We start from the raw sequence: 19,982 nt of genomic DNA, 5'->3' as shown, positions 1-19,982 counted from the left end.
TTCGGCAGCTTTTTTTATATTTTGAGTACAGATGAATATTAAGCTTTCCAGAGTTTTTCAAAGCGCCATGTCGGAAAAATCGTATGTTCAGGAGCTAAACCACCAATATTTTTAGCTGCTGCGTCAATCGTATGGCTAAATCCCCAAATGAGCATTCCACCACGTTCATGTTGAATTTTTTGTGCTTGCGCTAAATGGATTTTGCGTTTGGCTAAATCAGGCTCTGCCAGTGCTTTAAAAAATAACTCACTATATTCAGGGTCTTTAAAATTCACACGATTAGTCGTGGAAATTGGGGCATCGTTAACAACAGCCGTCGATAAGTAGGGCGTGCCGACATTGGTCGCATTACTCGATAGTTGCCACTTACTACGGTCAGGACCATTAAACGTTGCAAAATCGACTTGTTTAACTCGAATATTTACATTCGCTTGTTTTGCTTGCTCGGCAAAAATTAATGCAGGTTGAGCACTACTCACTGGGGTAACAAGTTCTACACTCAAACCATCTTTAAAACCTGCTTGGGCTAATAGATTTTTTGCCTCGGCAATATTTTGTTGGCGCTGCGGCAAATTGAGAAAGGCAGGGTCTTGCGGCGAATAAAGATCGTTGGCGATTCGACCTTGCCCATTTAAACCTCGTTGTACCAACTCCTCTCGGTTTGCAATCAAACGAAATGCCTGACGCACTCTAGGATCATTAAACGGCACTTGTTGAGTATTAAAGTCAAAACTATTATGCGTATTGGTCGCAGAACGTATGGTTTGAATGTGTTTTGCTTGCTCCAAAATTTTAATATATTCGGGCGAAATCGCATTTGCTACATCAATTTGTCCAGCCAATAAAGCATTTAATCGAGAGACCTGATCTTTAAAATCAATCACTTCAAAACTATCTGCATAAGGTTTGTCTGCTTTAAAGTAGTTATTAAAACGGGTAAAAACAGAACGCTGCCCCGGAATAAACTCTTTAACTTTATATGGACCAGCTCCGACTGGATTATGAATAGGGTCAAAGTCAGTCGGCACAATTCCTCCAAAGTTTACCCAGGTTTCGGGCAGTGCAACAAAACCGGGAATCGTACTAATAAAAGGAATACGAACGGTGTATTCATCTAGTTTTTGAATACGATCTCGGTCAATCCACTGCACCAGATTACGAAATGGTGAAGCGAGTTTAGGATCTGTTAGACGTTTAACTGAAAATATCACATCATCAGCAGTAATGGTTTTACCGTGATGAAATTCTAAGCCTTTACGTAAACGGATGGTCCATTCACTTGCATTATGATTAGGTTCGGCAAACTCCGCTAAAGCAAGTCGGGGCAGCATATTTTCATCCCATTCCCATAACTTATTATAAATAGCGAAACCTCGTGTAATACCACTTCCTGATGCCGAAAGATGAGGATCTAGACTGCCTGATTGTTGTCCTCCAATCAGCCCCAAGCGTATAACTCCTCCATGCTTAGGCGTTGCTGAAGAGGTAGTTTTTGATTCGTTACTATTATCTGGAGAGGGGCCACAACCTGATAAACTGCCCAACAAAGAGACGCCACCTAGCGCCGTGAGACTTTGTGTTAAAAATTTTCGACGTGATAACTGAAATGTTTGATTTGTCATTATAAATACCTGATTAGATCTTCATCCTCTAAGGTATTGCAGAATAAATGCCAATATTTTTATATAATTTTAATATATTTATCAAATGCTTATATAATTATTGTTTTTGGTGAGTGTCTCTATTTCAACAGCTTTGTTGAAAAAATAAACATGAATAGAACTGATAAGTAAACAATGAGAAATTAAAAACAACTGAATCAAATGGTTAGGGCAAATTATTTGGCGATTCAATGGTTGGCATAGGCTTTGCGTAACGCATTGTAAATTTACTTTCCTGAGTGTGATATGAGACAGCCTTTTCAATTAAAACCTTTAGTTATTGCGCTTAGCGTATTAGGGGCAACTTTACCGTTATATGTTTTTGCCGAAGAAACGCCACAACAAGCAGGTGATTCTGAAAGTGATGTAATTACTTTGTCCGATGTAGTCGTTACTGGAGCAACCAAGAAAACTACCGTAGTTCCTAAACGCAAAGTTACCTCAATTTATGGAACGGATAGCTCTGTATTGGATACCCCACGTGTAGTATCCCAAGTATCAGAACAACAATTTAGAGAAGATGTTATTCGCAGTGCGGATGATCTCGTCAAATATGCACCGAGTATTACGCGAGGCGGGGGACAAAATGCTAACTTTGCTCCACAAATTCGTGGACAGAACTCGGAAGTTTTTCAAGATAGCCAACGCATTTACAGTACTCGCCATCCAACCAATCTCAATGCTTATGAAGCAGCCGATATTGTGGCAGGGCCAACAGGTGTAATTTTTGCGCCTACTTCAGGTTCTGGCGGATATATTAACTACCTGACCAAAAAGCCTAATTTTAATAAAGCCGAAACCAATATCTCTGGGACTGTAGGTTCCATTTACTCAGGTAAAGGCGCAGAGCCTAATTTCTCTGTCAGTATTGATCATACAGCGCCGATTTCAAAAGAATTAGCATTTCGCGTGAGTGCAACAGCTCAAAAAACAGATGACTATTATGACAATGTGAAAAATAACTTTAATGCATTTTATGGAGCACTTGCTTGGCGCCCAAATGATCGTTTAAGGGTAGATTGGAATATCAGTTACGATGACTATTACGATTTTAATGTGACGCATGGCTGGAATAGAGCATCGCAACAATCGGTTGATAATGGCCTTTATTACAAAGGTAGAGCTACGCCTATTATTCAAAACGGTTCGACTTTTTGGTCTCCTGTATTTGAATCGGGTGCGGCAAATTCTAAAGTCATTGGTTGGCAAACTCGTCAGAAGAACGATAAAAACCAATATGTTGCTGTTGGTGGAGTTCAGACCACGCCGTTACCGAACTCAACTGCGGATCAAGCAGGAACCATTAAAGGTTGGGTCTATGATCCATCAATCCCCGGTAATGAATTGGTCAAGCTAGATGATAATGTTTCAGGACGTAGTGAAGATAAAAATAGTGCCAAGCGATTTAGTACCCAATTAAAAGTAATTAAAGATTTAAATGACCATTGGTCTATTGCAAACAGTACGCTCTATCAAAATAACAAAGATTTAGGCGACTCTGTTGGGAGCTTCTTTACAGATTTAGATCATGAGTTAATTGATAACCGATTAGAATTTTTAGGCGACTATGATTTTGAAATAGGTGGCGTAAAAATTAATAATAAAAGCAGTACCGGAGGAACATATCGTCATGAGAAGTTTACCTCTTTAGCTGCAAATAATAGTTTTAATATTAATCCTTATGATTTAACCAATGATCCATCGCAGAAGAATCCTGGTGATTTACTGGGGTTAATTAACAATAGCGGTTCAACAGGAGGTTGGATTGGACAAGCCGGAGTACCACAGTATTCCCAATATTTTGGTTATTTAAATTTACCGCGCATGTACCCAATTGGAAACGGTTTATATGCAGAAAAAGGTGGCTTTCCACCGAATGGAGGAGGCGCTGTCTATACGGGTTCTGGTTTTTGGGATACGTTGAGTGTATTCACTCAACAGAACTTTACCTTTAACGATGTATTCGGTATCAATTTAGGTATTAACCATAGTTCAGTAAGAGCAAAACTTGAAAATCCACTCGTTTTAACCCCAGCAGATGTCCGTTCATCGAGTGATAAATATAGTCTATTGAGCTATCAACTGAGTACGTTTATTAAGCCTACTGCGAAAAGTACACTCTATTTTACCTATGACAAAAGCACTGCATTAAATACGGGAGTATTTGGGCCTTTCTTGATTTGGGGTGCAGGAAATCAACTCAATCCTTTAGCTTTTGACAGTCAAAGTGAGCTAAAAGAAGTAGGATTTAAATATGAACCTATTACTGACCAGTTATTTTTAACCCTAAGTGGATTTGAACAAAAACGAGATTTATCGCCTGATACCAACGGCAATATGGCTCGCTTTGAAATAAAAGGAATTGAGTCATCATTAAGATGGCAACTCCAAAAAAATATAGCAATTGGGGGAAATTTCACTTATTTGGATGCTGAATACAGCTCTATTATACCTGCTGGTTTTTCACCATTTGGCTTTCATGCGGACAATGCTACGGTTTGGGGAGACAATAACGCTTTAAACCAACGTAAAGCCGGACGTTATGATGCAGCAGGAATTCCCAAGTACTCTGCAAGTGCTTATGTAGATTACCAGCATCAGTCTGGTTTTGGAGTTAACCTTTCGGGATGGTGGACAAGCTACTGGTACACAAACTTAAGTCAAACCGTGAAAGTACCGAATAACTATAATCTGGACTTAGGTCTTTATTATCGCCAGCCACAGTGGACGGTGGGTCTTAACATTCTTAACCTAACCAATGAACGAAATTTTGTGAATGGTTTGGCAGGAGCGAATAGCGAGTTTTTACAACCAATGCGTCCTCTGACTGTACAAGGTCAATTTAGTTATAAATTTTAAAACCAATCAATCATTTCCAACAATCTTAAAAAGCCATACATCTGTATGGCTTTATTATTAATACGGGATATAAAACACGTTAAATCGTGAATGTTGAAATAACAACAATAATACCTTTCAGACTGTCTATCTATCAGCAGTATTGAATCATTTTTATTTTTAAATTTTTATTAAGTATTTGAAATTATTTAAATAAATTAAATGGCATAGAAGTTGCCAATATAAGAATAGATTTATTTAAATGGAGTCACCATGTTTAAGGTTACAAAAATTAGGCAGAGTATTTTAACTGCTATGTGGGGAGTAACAGCGAGTGTTTCGACATTAGCTTTAGCGAACGATGATGCTGATGCAATTCCTGCTGAGCAACAAGCTCAAGTGGTAAATGCTAAAGATGTAAAAAAACTAGGCGATGTCATCGTTACTGCACAATATCGTGCACAAAACATTCAAAAAGTTCCGACTGCAATTACAGCGGTTTCAGGCAAAGATTTGGCCGCGAAAGGCTCAACATTTATTGGCGATGTTTTAACTTATACACCCAATGCAGCAGCTGAAAACCCAGATGGCGATAGCCGTCCACGTTGGTATATTCGTGGTCTAGGAACTGGCGATGTAGCAGCCTCTACAGTTTTTCCAGTCGGTATTTATGCAGATGGGGTTTATTTAAATGCGCCTGTTGCTGGTGCTGGAGATTTATTCGATTTAGAACGTATTGAGGTTCTACGCGGTCCACAAGGCACGCTTTACGGTAAAAACACCACGGCTGGTGCGGTGAATTACATTTCACGAAAACCTGCTTTTACAGATAAACCGACTGGTTATGGAACAATAGGAATAGGTGACCATAATCTTCGTACTTTTGAAGGCGCCGTGAACGGGGCTATATCAGATAACGTTGCCGTACGAGGAGCATTCTATTCAGAAGACCGCGATGGCTATGCAAAAAATTTAGCCAATGGTGAAAATTACGGGGATGTAGATAAAAAATCATTCCGCTTCCAAATATTAGGAAAAATTAATGATGATTGGAATGCTTTAGTCAATCTACATAGCCAAACTTATAATGGTCTTGGCAATAATGGCTCTTTAAGTATTGGAAAATACTGGGGTGTTTATGAAAGACCACAAGGCCGAGATACAAATTTAGATTTACCTGAAAGTAATAAAATCCAACATGATGGCGCTTCACTCACCTTAACAGGAGATTTAGGCGGCGGTCATACTTTTACATCCATTACAGCGTTTGATAAAACCACTCAAAAATCTATTTCTGATGGTGACTATACGCCTTACGATGTAGCAAGAAGCTATAGCGATAATGAATGGCGCCAATATAGCCAAGAGTTTCGTATTTCTTCTGATGCTGAAAAAAGACTCAGTTGGATCGCAGGTTTTCACTTCTTTAATGAAGATTTAGACTCAACAGGCGTAAGTGCGCGAGTAAATAAAACACTACCGAATGGTGCTCCAGCACAAACGGCGGGAACTCCAGCTTTTAGAGATATTACCTATAACCAGACCACACAAAGTTTTGCCTTGTTTGGGAATAGTACCTATAAATTTACCGATAAATTTAAAGTGACAGGTGGTTTACGTTGGACAAGTGAAGAAAAAGACATTGATCTAGATCTTGTTCAAATTACCTCAGGCGATTACACCAAAGGCAGTTGGTGGCAAAAGGATGGGTACAGTAATGCGGTTTATAACCCAGCGCCGAATGCAAATGGTTCAACAAGTCGTAAAAAGAGATGGAATGAGCTGACTTACGATATTACGCCAGAATATGAAATCACTCCTGATATCAACACATACTTCCGTTTTGCTCGAGGTTTCCGTTCAGGCGGTTTTAACACCGGACTTTCAAGTAGCCTGACGCAACTTGCAGATGTTAACCCTGAATATTTAAACAGCTATGAGCTAGGTTTGAAGTCTAGCTTGTTACAAGGCAATTTAACCGCCAATGCCAATATTTTCTATTACGACTACAAAGATATTCAAACAAATTTATTGGTTGCGACAGAAGGACAAGGTGGGGGGGTAACCTCAGTTCTAGCAAATGGACCTAAGGCAGAAGTAAAAGGTGCCGAATTAGAATTAGATTATTTAGCTACCGATAACTTACGCCTACGTTTTGCAGGTGCTTATTTAGACAGTGAATACACCGACTTTGTTGATAAAAACCCAGTAACCAATGTCGTAAATGCTGACAATACAGGTAACAGCTTGGTTCGTTCTCCAAAGTACACCATCGGTTTAGGGGGTGAATATACCTTTAATCTTGATAGTGGAGCACGAGTCATCGTGGGCACAGATGCAAAATATCGTGACCGTGAATTTTTCTTAGTCAATCGCCAAGATTATTCTGTTGACCCAATCTTGAGTCAAAAAGGGTACACCTTATGGAACGCAAACGTTGGGTATATCAGCGCAAATAATAAATACCAAGTTAATGCTTACGTTAAAAACTTGCTAGACGAAGAATATCAAGTTCATGGGCGACCAAATGGTCCTGCTGGACAATATGTCTTAACCTATGGAAACCCACGTCAAGTTGGTGTTTCTCTCACTGCAAAATTCTAAGCTTTGCTTTACGGAGAAAATAATGGGAATTGAATTTTTTACACGTTTACCACTTCATGGCGAAACAGAATTTTTACCTGGTGATCCACGTAATCGCGGTGATTGGGCCAATATTGAAAATGTTGAAAATACCGGAGCTGTTTCGAACTATGAAGTAGGTGATGACTTTACCTATATTGATTACTTAAGTCAGGTAGCACGGGCAGCAGAAATTAATGGTTTTGCTGGTGCACTCATGGTGAACGCACCAACGGGTGAAGAGCCTTGGACAGTATGTTCATTGCTTGCAAGAGAAACCAAAAAACTTAACTTTGTGACTGCATTTCAGGCCTATCATTTTAGTCCATATAATGCTGTACAAACTGCGGCAACTTATCAGCGTGCAACGGGCAATCGACTGGTTTGGAATATTATTAATGGCGGCTCGGAAGTCATCCAACGTCAGGTCGGCGATGACTTACCTCACGATGAGCGTTATGCACGTGCTACAGAGTTTCTAGATGTTGTAAAAGGATATTGGAATAATCCTTCATTTCACTATAAAGGAAAGTACTATTCGGCAGAAGGCGGTGGTCTAAAATATCCACTGAATAAAGCAAGCCTTCCAATTATTTGCACGGCTGGTTCTTCTGAAGCTGCTCGCGAGTTTGGAGCAAAACATGCCGACTATTATTTAATGCGAGCTGAAAAACCAGAAGAAATTGCCGCATTGATTGCAGACGTACGTGCTCGTGCAAAAAAGTATGGTCGTGAAAATATAAAATTTGGTCTATCGATCGATACCATTGCTCGCCGTACTGAACAAGAAGCATTGGCAGAAGCACAGCGCTTTCTCGATGAAGCTGCTGAAAAGCAACGTTTACATGCAGCAGCAGCCCATGCGGGTTTACGCTCAGCGCGGGTATTAAGCTTCGAAAAAGAGTACGCCGAAAAAGATGGCAGTAAAAATGTTAGCGACTTTTTTATCCATCCAAATGTTTGGTCTGGATTTGGATATATTGGTGTGCCACCCGGTGTTGCTTTGGTAGGGAGCTACCAGCAGATTATTGAGCGTATTGAAGAGTACAATAGCATAGGCATAGAGTTATTCTTTCTTGCAGGCTATCCACATCTTGAAGAGTCCTACCGTCTTGGTGAACATGTTCTTCCGCACTTTAAAAAGCAACGTGCTCGATTACAGCCTACGGTAGCTAGCCCAGAGTTTGATATTGCGCTTTAAAGTTTAAATGTTCTTTAAATAAGCCTGATTAGTAAGCTAGTTGGGCTTTTTTAATTTTTGTTCCTTTTACGCGTTTGATCTTTTATGAAAGTTCTATACAAGAATTCTTATCTTTATCTCTTATTTATAAATATAAATATTTTCTGATCTTTGTACCTGTGTAGACAGTTAAACAAAACATCTCTATTTACACTCATCCAGAGCATAACACCAAAGATGATCACAACACGTCTCATATTAGATCTGAATGACACGGATAAATGATCATCAGGTATACGTTTAGTTAAACATTCTGAGAAATCTATAACAGCAGAATGTATGGATATATATCGAGATATGAAAGAAATAATTTCGCAAAAAAATTCATCCGGCATTGTCTGGAAAAGTACCAAGAAACCATGGTTCATTTCTGTTGGGTATTTTAACTCGCTTGCGATCTATTGGATTGTACCTCTTTGTTTATTCCTACTATGGTGGGTAGCGTCAAACGAGCAATGGATGCCTGCCCAAATTTTACCTACCCCAAAAGACACTTGGCATTCTTTCGTTGAAATTGCATCTCAAGATCTATGGTCACAGCTTGCGATTAGTCTTGAACGCTTTGGTCTTGGCTTATTGTCAGGTGTGTTAGGTGGCGTATTTCTAGGTATTTTATTGGGTTATAGCCGCATTGCTGAGCAATACCTATCTGCAACGTTTTATGCGTTGGTCATTATCCCAACACTGGCTTGGTTGCCTTTGCTCATGATCTGGCTCGGCATCGAAAATAGTTTAAAAATTTTCATAATTTTTAAGGCCACAATGGTGCCGATTGCTTTACACACTCAGGCAGGGGTACGTGACATTCAACCCAAACTCAAAGAAATGGCAGCAATTTTACAGTTCAATCGTCTAACCTTACTCACAAAACTTGTACTGCCAGCCACACTTCCATATTTCTTTACGGGTTTAAGACTAGCTGTTGCAGCAGGCTGGACGAGCTTAATTGCTGTTGAATTGTTGGCTTCATCGGAAGGCATTGGATATTTGATGGTGACAGGTCGTCAGCTATTTCAGCTTGATATTGTTTTTGTCACGATTTTTGTGATCGCATCTGTCGGAATTATTTTCGATTTTATCCTACATCGAATTGAACGAAAGTTTGTGTTTTGGCCACATGCTGCTTTGAGTGCGCATACTTTTCACAAAAAAAACAGATCCGATGTTTTCAAGTCATGGGTTTTACCCTTGAGTTTAGTCGTGCTTTGGGCAGTGAGCAGTTGGTTTAACTTGATTTCGAGTCAAATTTTGCCCGCGCCGTGGAAAGTATTAGAAGCGCTATGGTCAGGCATTCAAGATTTCTCACTCACTACCGCCATGTATTACAGCCTTTATCGTGCAATTTTGGGTTTGATTATCGGCGGGTTAATTGGGGCATCAGTAGGAATTGTGGTAGGGCTATTTAAACCTATTGAAAATCTGTTGGCACCTACACTCAACACATTACGTCTCATTGCCATTTTTGCTTGGATTCCGCTACTGACAGCTTGGTTTGGACTCGAAGATTTATCAAAAATTGTTTTCATTTCAATAGCGACATTTTTTCCGATGTTTATTGCGACATGGAAAGGCATGTCGAGCATTCCCATGCAGCTTGTTGAAGTCTCGAGCACTTTAAGAATGACATTGCTTCAACGCTTAACGCTTTTGATTTTACCGAGTATAGCACCATCAATGTTTGCTGGGTTTCGATTGGCATTGCTCTATTCGTGGATGGCATCTTTTGGAGCTGAATACTTGATGGGCTCTGGAATTGGTATAGGTAGCTACATGATGGCAGCACAGCAAAACTTTGAAATGGAGCGTGTGATAGCAGCAACCGTTTTGGTCGCTGGTTTAGGGGCGATTCTGGCATGGCTGGGCAAAATAACTGAAAACTACGCAACATCTTGGCGAAAAAATTGAGGTCAGACCATGACAATTACTCTTAATACAAATATTGAAAAACATCACCAATCTTTTCAAGCTAATGCTCAAACACGTGTGGCATTTCATCATGTCCACAAGTCTTTTGTGGTTAATCAACAACCTGTCAAAGTTATTCACGACTTTAATCTAGAAATTAAAGAAGGGGAGTTTATTGCGATTGTAGGTAGCAGTGGCTGCGGTAAATCTACGCTCTTACGTCTTTTGGCAGGACTAGATCAAGATTTTGATGGTCGAATTTTAATTGATGGTGCCGATGTAAGCGGGATTGGCGGCGATCGAGCGGTAGTCTTTCAAGAACATCGCTTATTTCCTTGGCTTACCGTTGAGCAAAACATTGAGCTGGGTTTATTAAATGAGGCGTTAACTTCACGTGATAAAGATATTCTGGTCCAGAAAGCAATTGAGTTAATTGGCTTAAATGGCTTTGAAAAGGCGTACCCACATCAGCTATCTGGTGGGATGTCTCAACGTGTAGCTATTGCACGCAGTCTTGTTGTGCAACCACGCATTTTCCTGCTAGACGAACCGTTTGGTGCCTTGGACGCATTAACACGGCATCAAATGCAAAATGAATTGCTACGCATTCAATCCCAACAAAAAATGACTACTGTTTTTATTACGCATGATGTGGAAGAGGCCGTAACTCTGGCAGATCGTGTAGTGATTTTAAAACCTAAACCTGGTCGTGTTGAACAGATTATTCCCGTCAACTTGCCACGTCCTCGAAATCGTTCAAGTTTTGAATTACATCAATTAAAAGAACAGATTTTTCGGATTTTGACCGAAGACAAAATTGGTTAATTGGAGTTATTGATGAGTGAATTTAGTCAAGGCTCGATTAGAAAAGCATTTTTATTTGAGCAACTATCCAATCAGGTCACCCATACAACGTCGGTTAATGATCCTTTTAGCCATAACGTAGATGTTGGAAATGATCCTGCTGAGCCAAAAAAGAATGCTTTGGCAATTGCGATTGTCGCCGTTGCTGCGGCACATTTGGGAATCTGGTATATCGCCAAACAACTTCCTACACCTCAGCTTGATGTTAAAACACCTGACCCTGTGGTGATAGAGATTGTCAAACCACCTGAACCACCTAAGGTGATTGAACCTAAAATCCCTCCAGTGGTGCAAAAGCCAAAGATACCACCTGTTAGCCCAAAGCCTGAGCCTGTACAAAAGCAAATAGAGACACCAAAACCAGTACAGAAACACGTTGAGCAGCCTAAACCTGTTGAACAGCATAAGGTAGTAGAGCAACCACGACCTGTAGCGGAACCCTTAAGTAAAAACGTGGTGGCAGCTCCTGTTCAGCAACCCGTTTCAAAACCAGCTGAAGCACCTGCGAAAGCGGCTGATGACAACTTGCCAGTTACAGAAGCAAAAGGCTATGCGGGTTATTTGAGTAATCCAGCGCCTGAATATCCTGAACAGGCTCTCGATCGAGGTTGGGAAGGTTCAGTCATCTTGAGGGTAAAAGTCTTGCCAAATGGCAGCCCTGATAGCGTGACAGTCAAACAGAGCAGCGGCAAAAAAATACTCGATAGTGCAGCGGTGAGAACCGTAAAACAATGGAAATTCTCACCAGCCTTAAAAGGAAAAACACCAGTCGAAGGTTGGGTCGATGTTCCTATTCACTATCAACTCCCAAAATAATTTTTAACTTAATATTGATCTATAAGGAATTTTAACATGAGTGATATAAACTCCCTGATCCACGATGGGACTATCTGGTTATTGGTTGCTTTTTCAATTGTGACATGGGGTTTGATTGTAATTAAACTGGTTCAAACCCAAAAAGCCAACCGCCAAAGCAAAGCCTTTGCAGAAGAATTCTGGAGTGCCAAAAATCTGCAAGATGCCATTCAGAAATCGGAAGCAGGAGAAGGACCAGTGGCACGCATTGCAAATACTGGTTTTAAAACACTTGCCGATGCAGACGACGATACTCATCAAGATTTACAACATAGCTGGAGTCGTCAAGATTTACTTGAGCGCCATTTACGCAAACAAATTTTGTCTGAACGCCGCCAGTTAGAAAAAGGTTCTGCCTTGCTCGCATCAATTGGTAATAATGCACCTTTCATTGGGCTATTTGGTACAGTCTTTGGGATTATCCATGCTTTACAGGCCATTGCACATTCGGGTAATGCCAGTATGGATGTCGTTGCAGGGCCGATTGGTGAAGCACTAGTTGCAACAGGCATCGGGATTGCAGTAGCGGTTCCAGCGGTACTGGCATATAACTATTTCGTGCGTAAAGTAAAAACTATCGGTGCAGAACTAGATGACTTTGCGACCGATTTTGTCAGTCTAAACCAAAAATCAGGTTTCCAGCTTAAGACAGTCAAGGCTAAAACAACAAATACGAGTACTCCAGCCAACGAGTTAAGCCATACCCACAATAAAGAAAAGGTATATGCATAATGGCAATTTCAACATCGGAACAAGATGATGTCGTCAGCGAGATCAACATTACCCCTCTAGTGGACGTGATGTTGGTTCTGTTGATTGTGTTTATCGTCACGGCGCCCTTACTAACGAATACTGTTAAGGTAAACTTACCCAAAGCTGCCCCAACACAAGTGACAGATCAAACCAAGGCCGTAGTCATTAGTGTTAATCCCAAAGGCGAAATTTATCTAGATAAAGACAAAGTCACTCTTGAACACTTCGAACAGGCCATTCAAACGCGTAAGGCGGCCAATCCTAAACTGGCTCTGAACCTGAATGCAGATGAGACGGTTCCATATGGTACGGTTGCCAAGTTACTGGCCAGCATAGAACGGGTAGGCGTTGATAAACTATCAGTCATTACATCGCCTAAGTCTTAAGTTCTATCAAAATAAACAAGACGAAAGAAAATCAAGATCCAAATTTGAGATCTTGATTTTCATATAATTGTTTAATCTAAATTTATATTAAACTTGAATTTCACGATTAGGTTGTATGGTCTATTTTAGAGCTTCAATTTGATGGTGAGATGGCGAATGACAACACTTGTTTATAACGATAAAAGAAGAAATAACTATGATCATTTTTTAGATTTATTAGATCAAACTCATATCAATCGTTATCAAGATTTCAACATTACCTTTGAATATAAAAAACTGGCTGAACAAATGCTGTCAGAATGTGAATTCATGGACGCATGTTCGCTTGAAGAAAAGCAGAAGTTATTTAATGAAATTAAAATAAAGCATCTATATCAAGGGCAAGTGCTATATTCGAGAAATCAAAACTGTCGTGAACTCATCATTGTTTTAAGTGGTGTACTCAAATTAGGTTGGAACTCATACGATGGGAAATATCTTATTCATCGTTTTATTCCTACAGGCGCACTATTAAATATTGTCTATCTTATTTCTGAATCTGCCTTAGAGCATGAATATGTTGCACATGAAGCAACTGTGATAGCAACCATCCCTGAACATATCTTTAAGCACACCATACAGCACAATTCACGCATGCTATATCAGGTTTTAAAACTGGTATGCCAGAGAACACGGCTTTTAGATAATGATATCTATCACACATCTACACAACCTTTAAAAGTACAAATTGCACGACAGCTCATTTATTTAATCGAATTTTTTTCAACTCAAACTCAAAAAGGTATTGAGGTTTTGTTAAAACTCTCACAAGAAAATTTAGCTGAACTTTTAAAGATATCGAGACAAAGTATCAGAAAGGAAATTCAGTGGTTTGTTGAAGAAGGTATTATAGAAACTAAATACAATCATATCTCTGTCAAAGACATCGACAAATTAAAAGCCTTATTGCACTAAAGAGATTATGACGAATTATGAATAATTTTTCATAAATGCAGAAATGCTATGTAATTTTTGTTGCAGAATTTAAAGGGGGGAATTTCTAAACTCATATCATCAATGACGAGAACGATGATATGGCAGATTTATTAATAAGAAAACCAGTGAATGAGTTAATCGATGTAATTCCTTTAGCAGGTCGTATCGGTGCACAAATTAATGGTGTTGAATTATCTTCAAACCTCAACCCTGAGGTCTTGAATCAAATTAGGCAATCATTGCTTGAACATAAAGTTATTTTTTTCCGTAATCAAGAACATTTAACAGATCAAGAGCAGGAAAAATTTGCCGAATTGCTTGGGCAACCTATTTCTCATCCTACTGTTCCAGTGGCAGAGGGTTCGACTTATATATTTGAGCTTGATTCCCGTCATGACGGTCGTGCAGACGTTTGGCATACCGATGTTACCTTTGTATCAAATTATCCAAAAATCAGCATTTTAAGAGCAGTAACTACCCCCAATCGAGGGGGAGATACCACATGGGCAAATACAGAGGCAGCCTATGATGAATTGCCAGAGCCGCTAAAGCTCCTTGCCAATCAGCTCCGTGCGATTCATACCAATGATTTTGATTATGGTGGTTTTCGGCCTTCTGCAAGTGATGAAGTCGTAAAACGCCATCAAAAAATCTTTGCTTCAACGGTCTATGAGGCAGAACACCCATTGGTCAGAGTACATCCTGAAACAGGTAAGAGAACCTTAATTTTAGGTCAATTTTTTAAACGATTTGTAGGTCTGACTGCTAAAGAGTCCAACAAGCTGTTTGAAATTTTTCAAGATCGTATTACCAAACCAGAAAACACGATTCGCTGGACGTGGAAGGACGGAGATGTCGCTATTTGGGACAACCGTGCCACTCAGCATTTAGCCGTCAATGATTATGGTAATGCCTTGCGTATTATGCGACGCGTTACGTTGGCAGGCGATGTTCCTGTTGATATCGATGGCAAAGCGAGTAAGCAAATTAAGCCATCTACGTCTTAAGCGTCTAAACAATACAACGCTGATTTATCAATAAAAATGTGGAAGATATAATGAAACCATCAATTTTTAAAAAATTGATCTTGCTGAGCTTATTGGCTTTTGGACATGCCAGTTATGCTGAAAGCCTTAAAACAATCCGAATTGGTTCTCCTGATTTGACAGCTGGTCAAAAACACGCGGGTGGTGGAGTTGTTGATGTGCTTTACAACAAAAAATGGCTTGAGCAAGAACTTGCAAAAAACAATGTCAAAGTGGAGTGGCACTTCTTTAAAGGTGCTGGGCCAGCCATTAATGAAGCATTAGCCAACAATCAACTGGATTTCGCCTTTTTAGGGGATTTACCTCCAATCATTGGTAAAGCCAATGGATTAGATACCCAATTACTTGTTCCAACGGCGCGCGGCATTACCAATTATCTAGCGGTAAGATCTGATCTTCCGATCAAAAACTTTGCTGAATTAAAAGGAAAACGCGTTGGTTTGTTAAGAGGAACAGCAGATGAATTGTCATTTGTGAGTGCATTGAACAGCCAAGGTTTAAAGCTCAGCGATGTGCGAGTGGTCAATTTAGACTTTAACGCCGTCAACGCCGCTTTGGCCGCAAAAAAAATTGATGCGTCATGGGGACCTTCTCGATTTTTTGCGTTACGTGACAAACACATCGTTAACTTGCCTATAAGTAGTCGTCAATTAAATGGTGCAGGATCTACTCAAGGTGTGTTTTTAGGTCGTCAATCGTTTATTCGACAATATCCAAATGAAACACAACAAGTTGTGACTCAGGTTGTAAAAGGGCTGAGTTGGCTCTCAAATGAGCAAAATCGAGTCCCACAAGTCGCACTCTTTTTTACCCAATCGGGTTATCCAGCATCTATCTATGCTCAAGAACTCAATGGTGTAAATCTGAAGTTTTTATATTCACCGCTATTTGATAGTTATTACACCCAACAATTGCAGCAAAAAATCACTTTGGCTACGCAACAAGGGTTGATACGTAAAAATATTGACGTCAAAAGCTGGATTAATCCGTCATTTGTAAATCAAGCACTTGAACAATCAAATTTAAAGACTTACTGGAAGCCAACTCAGCAGTACGAATATTTGAAATCAGTGAAATAAGCGCCGTCTTTTAAAACTTAATTATGGGGTAAATAATGTCGATACATTCGAAAAATGTAGCGCGTGATCCGTTCACGTCAGCAACTAAACAAAAAATTTTAAATTTAAGTCTGCTCTCGCTGAGTATCTTGTCAGTTTGGGGACAAGCTCATGCAGAAACCGTCTCAAATACCGCACGTTCTTCAGAGGATGTGGCTCAGTTAGAAACCGTTGTTGTGACAGCAACACGCCGTGAAGAATCACTCCAAAAAGTACCTGTTGCCGTTTCAGTCATTAGTGGAAAGGAACTCGATAAGCAACAGCGAAACTCACTTGAAACATTGGTAACACAAGTACCAAGTGTTAATTTTCGGGCAGGAGCCTCCAATAAGGATACTTCTTTATTTGTTCGCGGTATTGGAACTGTTACTACTTCACCGGGTGTCGAACCTTCAGTCTCAACTGTGATAGATGGTGTTGTGTACAGCCGACCGGGGCAAGCAACACTTGATTTGTTAGATGTGGATCGTATTGAAGTCCTACGTGGTCCGCAAGGAACACTTTTTGGTAAAAATGCATCGGCAGGTGTAGTCAATATTGTGACCAAAAATCCAACCAGTGAAACCTCTGGTTATATTGATGCCTATGCCACTAACGATGGTGAGCAACGAATTAAACTAGGAGCATCTGGTACATTAATTCCTGAAAAATTAACTGCCAATGTCTCGGCGCTATTAGGTAATTTTGATGGCAATGTAGATAATCTTACAACCAATCAAGATGTTAATGGCTATAAAAACTATGGGTTTAGAACTAAATTTGAATATACGCCTACCGATAGTTTAGTGTTGGGCTTTACTGCCGATTATCTGCATAAAAAAGGAAGTGCTCCAACAGGTATTGTGGTTAAAAATACCGATGCCAACTATGCAGCAGCATTATCGCCTGTTGTGGCATCTCCAACCAATCGAAGTACAGTTGAAAATACTCAAGCCTCAACTGATGATACCAATCAGGGGGTAGCACTTACCGCAGACTGGACATTAACCAATCATCAATTATCATCCATTACGGCCTTTCGCCAATGGAAGAACACACAGATTGGTGACAGTGATCAGCTTGCTGCTCCGACACCAAATTTTGCCGGAATTGCCGATTTAGGTCATGTTAACAGTAAGCAATTTTCTCAAGAAATTAGAATTAAACCGCTCGATCATGGTTTTTTTGACTATGTCGCGGGTCTATATTTTTCAAAGAACAAAAACGATGAGACTTATCAACGTGAATCAACTTGGTACAACAATGCCTCTAATGCTTATGTCGTAGATTTTGGTAAGGCAATCTATAACACTGACAGCACCAACTATGCAGCATTTGGTGAAGGTACCTTTCATTTCACAAATCGGTTGAGATGGATTGCAGGCTTACGTGTTACTCGAGATGAGTTGTCTTATGATCACAGCCGAGTTTCAACTGTTCCAAGCAGTGTAGGTGTCCGAAATGCTATTCGTTCTTCATTTAGCAGTGATGGATCGACCAGTGAAACTGGAGTTTCAGGCCGCATTGGACCTCAATATGACTTTACACCGAATATATTGGGCTATTTTACCTATTCGAGAGGTTATAAAGGTCCTGCATATAACGTTTATTTTAATATGCAGCAAAATGATACGCCTGTCATTGATCCTGAAACAGCTAACTCTTACGAACTTGGTCTCAAATCTCAATGGCTGAATAATCGTCTGCGTGTCAATCTAGCGTTATTTAACACGGATTATGATAACTATCAGGCAAATTTTAGAACCCTCGACCCAAATGGTTTCCCAATAACCCGCTTGGTTAATGCAGGAAGCGTGTCTACCTATGGGGCTGAAATTGATTCGGTATATAAGATCAATCCAAATTGGGCACTAAACTTTTCAGGTGCCTATACACATGCACGAATTGATGACTTCCAATGTCCTGCTGCCGATACTTCATGCCCAAATGTAAATGGTAAACCGCTGCCATTTTCTCCGGACTGGAAATTTAATACGCAGCTCGATCGCTATTTTACTCTGGCAAATAACAAGCAAATTGAACTTTCAACCCAATATGCATGGCAAAGCAAAGTACAGTTCAGTCTCGACCAAAACCAAAACACCATTCAGGGTGCATATGGGCTTTTGAACGCGAGCATTGCTTTAGCTGATACTGCCTCTGACTGGCGATTGGCATTGAATGTACGGAATATAACGGATAAATCATACGCAACTCTGCTGAGCACAAATGGTAGCCGTATTAATCGTCAAGTCCCTCGAGATGACGAACGCTATTTTGGTATTTCATTTCGTAAAAATTTCTAAAAAGTATGTCTAGTACGCCTCGTTTTTTACGAGGTGTACACCAATCAATTGGACTGATTAAAATGAGTAATCCTTTAAAACCTGTAAGGTCATCTCAGGTTCAACATTCGTCTACAAGAAAGCTTCACCTTAATTTATTTTTAGACGGTTACGGCCATCATTTGGCCAGTTGGAGACATCCAGCGAGTCAATTAAACCTAAGCCCCTATGAACGCTACTTAAGTGCAGCAAAAATAGCTGAAGAGGGGAAATTTGATGCCATTTTTTTTGCCGATAGTTTAGCTGTTGATCCAGCAACTGCGACATCCGGCAAAATTCGCGGTAGCGAGATTGAACCTCTCACATTACTTTCGGCAATTGCCACACAAACCCGTCATATTGGACTCATTGGAACAGCCACGACAACCTATAATGAGCCATATCATCTCGCAAGAAAATTTGCCTCTTTAGATCAGATTTCTGCTGGACGTGCAGGCTGGAACCTCGTCACCACTGATTTTGCGCTTGAAGCGAAAAATTTCAGTACAAAGGAACATGTCAAACATCAAGACCGCTATGCACGTGCTGAAGAATTTCACGATGTGGTAAAAGGACTTTGGAATAGTTGGGATGAGGATGCAGCGATTCATGATAAAGCCACAGGTATTTTCTTTAATCCAGATAAGGTACACACGCTTAATCATTCTGGTGATATTTTTCAGGTAAAAGGTCCACTCAATATTAGCCCAAGCCCACAGTCTCATCCTGTGGTGGTTCAGGCAGGCAGTTCGGAACGAGGCAAAAATCTGGCAGCTCGTACGGCAGATGTCATTTTTACTGCACAATCTAACTTAGCCGCTGCACAGCAATTTTATAGCGATGTAAAGCAACGTCTTGAAGACTTTGATCGCCAAGAACATGAGCTAGTAGTCATGCCGGGTGTATATGTGCTTGTTGCCCATACACATGAAGAGGCTAAGAAACAGCAACAGCTTTTAGATGAGCTCGTTGATGATGACATTGGCCTAGGGCTTTTAGGAAGAATGCTGGGCAATTTTGACTTAAGCGATGTTGATGTGAACGAGCCTTTAGCTTCCTTAGATTTATCTGAAACCCAAACAGGGCAGCAAAGTCGCCAGCAATTAATTCAGGCACTCGGGCAAGAGCAGGGTCTAACCATTAAACAGCTCTATCAACGTATTGCATCGGGACGTGGGCATTTTTGCTTGGTTGGAACGCCAGAATATATCTCCGACCAGCTTGAAGAGTGGTTCGTCAGTGGTGCAGCAGATGGATTTAACATTATGCCTGCAGTCATATCAAACGGCATTAGAGACTTTGTCGATCTGGTTATTCCTATCCTTCAACAGCGCAATTTATTCCGCAAAGAATACGAAGGTCAAACATTAAGACAAAACCTTGGCCTCTTGGCTGCTACCGAATAAAAGGACAAAG

The 19,982-nt window shown here is 40.2% G+C and carries 14 protein-coding genes; 13 read left to right on the top strand and 1 reads right to left on the bottom strand.

The window, feature by feature from the left end; all coding sequences use genetic code 11:
- Window positions 1-38: 38 nt before the first annotated feature.
- A complete protein-coding gene (locus AOLE_RS09685; RefSeq protein WP_013197890.1) occupies window positions 39-1,622 on the bottom strand; it encodes an ABC transporter substrate-binding protein in 1,584 nt (527 codons plus the stop codon).
- Window positions 1,623-1,907: 285 nt separating this feature from the next.
- On the opposite strand from AOLE_RS09685, the gene AOLE_RS09680 reads away from it, so the two are divergent.
- The 13 genes from AOLE_RS09680 (at window position 1,908) to AOLE_RS09620 (ending at window position 19,972) form a co-directional block, all read left to right on the top strand.
- Complete coding sequence (locus tag AOLE_RS09680; protein ID WP_013197889.1) at window positions 1,908-4,520, top strand: TonB-dependent receptor; 2,613 nt, start codon at window positions 1,908-1,910, stop codon at window positions 4,518-4,520.
- A gap of 252 nt (window positions 4,521-4,772) precedes the next feature.
- On the top strand, window positions 4,773-7,103 hold the full coding sequence (locus tag AOLE_RS09675) for a TonB-dependent receptor (protein ID WP_013197888.1): 2,331 nt from the start codon (window positions 4,773-4,775) through the stop codon (window positions 7,101-7,103).
- A 22-nt stretch (window positions 7,104-7,125) separates the two neighbouring features.
- Window positions 7,126-8,322, top strand: coding sequence for an LLM class flavin-dependent oxidoreductase (locus tag AOLE_RS09670; protein WP_013197887.1), 1,197 nt, complete (start codon window positions 7,126-7,128; stop codon window positions 8,320-8,322).
- Between the two features lie 318 nt (window positions 8,323-8,640).
- Window positions 8,641-10,266, top strand: coding sequence for an ABC transporter permease (locus AOLE_RS09665; RefSeq protein WP_023274236.1), 1,626 nt, complete (start codon window positions 8,641-8,643; stop codon window positions 10,264-10,266).
- Window positions 10,267-10,275: 9 nt separating this feature from the next.
- Complete coding sequence (locus tag AOLE_RS09660; protein WP_013197885.1) at window positions 10,276-11,091, top strand: ABC transporter ATP-binding protein; 816 nt, start codon at window positions 10,276-10,278, stop codon at window positions 11,089-11,091.
- A gap of 12 nt (window positions 11,092-11,103) precedes the next feature.
- Entirely contained in the window at window positions 11,104-11,946 is an 843-nt protein-coding gene (locus AOLE_RS09655) for an energy transducer TonB (RefSeq protein WP_013197884.1), read from the top strand.
- A gap of 36 nt (window positions 11,947-11,982) precedes the next feature.
- A complete protein-coding gene (locus AOLE_RS09650) occupies window positions 11,983-12,717 on the top strand; it encodes a MotA/TolQ/ExbB proton channel family protein (RefSeq protein ID WP_013197883.1) in 735 nt (244 codons plus the stop codon).
- On the top strand, window positions 12,717-13,124 hold the full coding sequence (locus AOLE_RS09645) for an ExbD/TolR family protein (RefSeq protein ID WP_004925095.1): 408 nt from the start codon (window positions 12,717-12,719) through the stop codon (window positions 13,122-13,124). Before AOLE_RS09650 ends, AOLE_RS09645 begins: the two co-directional genes overlap by 1 nt.
- A 156-nt stretch (window positions 13,125-13,280) precedes the next feature.
- Complete coding sequence (locus tag AOLE_RS09640) at window positions 13,281-14,078, top strand: Crp/Fnr family transcriptional regulator (RefSeq protein ID WP_013197882.1); 798 nt, start codon at window positions 13,281-13,283, stop codon at window positions 14,076-14,078.
- 119 nt (window positions 14,079-14,197) lie between these two features.
- A complete protein-coding gene (locus tag AOLE_RS09635; RefSeq protein ID WP_013197881.1) occupies window positions 14,198-15,106 on the top strand; it encodes a TauD/TfdA dioxygenase family protein in 909 nt (302 codons plus the stop codon).
- Between the two features lie 50 nt (window positions 15,107-15,156).
- Window positions 15,157-16,224 (top strand): ABC transporter substrate-binding protein, encoded by a 1,068-nt coding sequence (locus tag AOLE_RS09630; protein ID WP_013197880.1) that lies wholly within the window; start codon window positions 15,157-15,159, stop codon window positions 16,222-16,224.
- A gap of 128 nt (window positions 16,225-16,352) precedes the next feature.
- Window positions 16,353-18,548: a TonB-dependent receptor gene (locus tag AOLE_RS09625; protein WP_081399312.1), complete on the top strand. Its 2,196-nt coding sequence runs from the start codon at window positions 16,353-16,355 to the stop codon at window positions 18,546-18,548.
- Between the two features lie 62 nt (window positions 18,549-18,610).
- Window positions 18,611-19,972: an LLM class flavin-dependent oxidoreductase gene (locus tag AOLE_RS09620; protein WP_043961539.1), complete on the top strand. Its 1,362-nt coding sequence runs from the start codon at window positions 18,611-18,613 to the stop codon at window positions 19,970-19,972.
- Window positions 19,973-19,982: the final 10 nt, after the last annotated feature.

The organism is Acinetobacter oleivorans DR1, from assembly GCF_000196795.1.
GTDB lineage: Bacteria > Pseudomonadota > Gammaproteobacteria > Pseudomonadales > Moraxellaceae > Acinetobacter > Acinetobacter oleivorans.
Note: the sequence above shows the minus strand (reverse complement) of the source record. Positions and strands in the feature narration are given on the sequence as shown.

What these genes read in the sequence shown, in the direction of transcription:
- AOLE_RS09620 (WP_043961539.1), top strand. Translation starts at nt 18,611, where the DNA reads ATGAGTAATCCTTTAAAACCTGTAAGGTCATCTCAGGTTCAACATTCG.
- AOLE_RS09670 (WP_013197887.1), top strand. Translation starts at nt 7,126, where the DNA reads ATGGGAATTGAATTTTTTACACGTTTACCACTTCATGGCGAAACAGAA.
- AOLE_RS09665 (WP_023274236.1), top strand. Translation starts at nt 8,641, where the DNA reads ATGGATATATATCGAGATATGAAAGAAATAATTTCGCAAAAAAATTCA.
- AOLE_RS09645 (WP_004925095.1), top strand. Translation starts at nt 12,717, where the DNA reads ATGGCAATTTCAACATCGGAACAAGATGATGTCGTCAGCGAGATCAAC.
- AOLE_RS09655 (WP_013197884.1), top strand. Translation starts at nt 11,104, where the DNA reads ATGAGTGAATTTAGTCAAGGCTCGATTAGAAAAGCATTTTTATTTGAG.
- AOLE_RS09680 (WP_013197889.1), top strand. Translation starts at nt 1,908, where the DNA reads ATGAGACAGCCTTTTCAATTAAAACCTTTAGTTATTGCGCTTAGCGTA.
- AOLE_RS09675 (WP_013197888.1), top strand. Translation starts at nt 4,773, where the DNA reads ATGTTTAAGGTTACAAAAATTAGGCAGAGTATTTTAACTGCTATGTGG.
- AOLE_RS09635 (WP_013197881.1), top strand. Translation starts at nt 14,198, where the DNA reads ATGGCAGATTTATTAATAAGAAAACCAGTGAATGAGTTAATCGATGTA.
- AOLE_RS09630 (WP_013197880.1), top strand. Translation starts at nt 15,157, where the DNA reads ATGAAACCATCAATTTTTAAAAAATTGATCTTGCTGAGCTTATTGGCT.
- AOLE_RS09640 (WP_013197882.1), top strand. Translation starts at nt 13,281, where the DNA reads ATGACAACACTTGTTTATAACGATAAAAGAAGAAATAACTATGATCAT.
- AOLE_RS09660 (WP_013197885.1), top strand. Translation starts at nt 10,276, where the DNA reads ATGACAATTACTCTTAATACAAATATTGAAAAACATCACCAATCTTTT.
- AOLE_RS09650 (WP_013197883.1), top strand. Translation starts at nt 11,983, where the DNA reads ATGAGTGATATAAACTCCCTGATCCACGATGGGACTATCTGGTTATTG.
- AOLE_RS09685 (WP_013197890.1), bottom strand. Translation starts at nt 1,622, where the DNA reads ATGACAAATCAAACATTTCAGTTATCACGTCGAAAATTTTTAACACAA.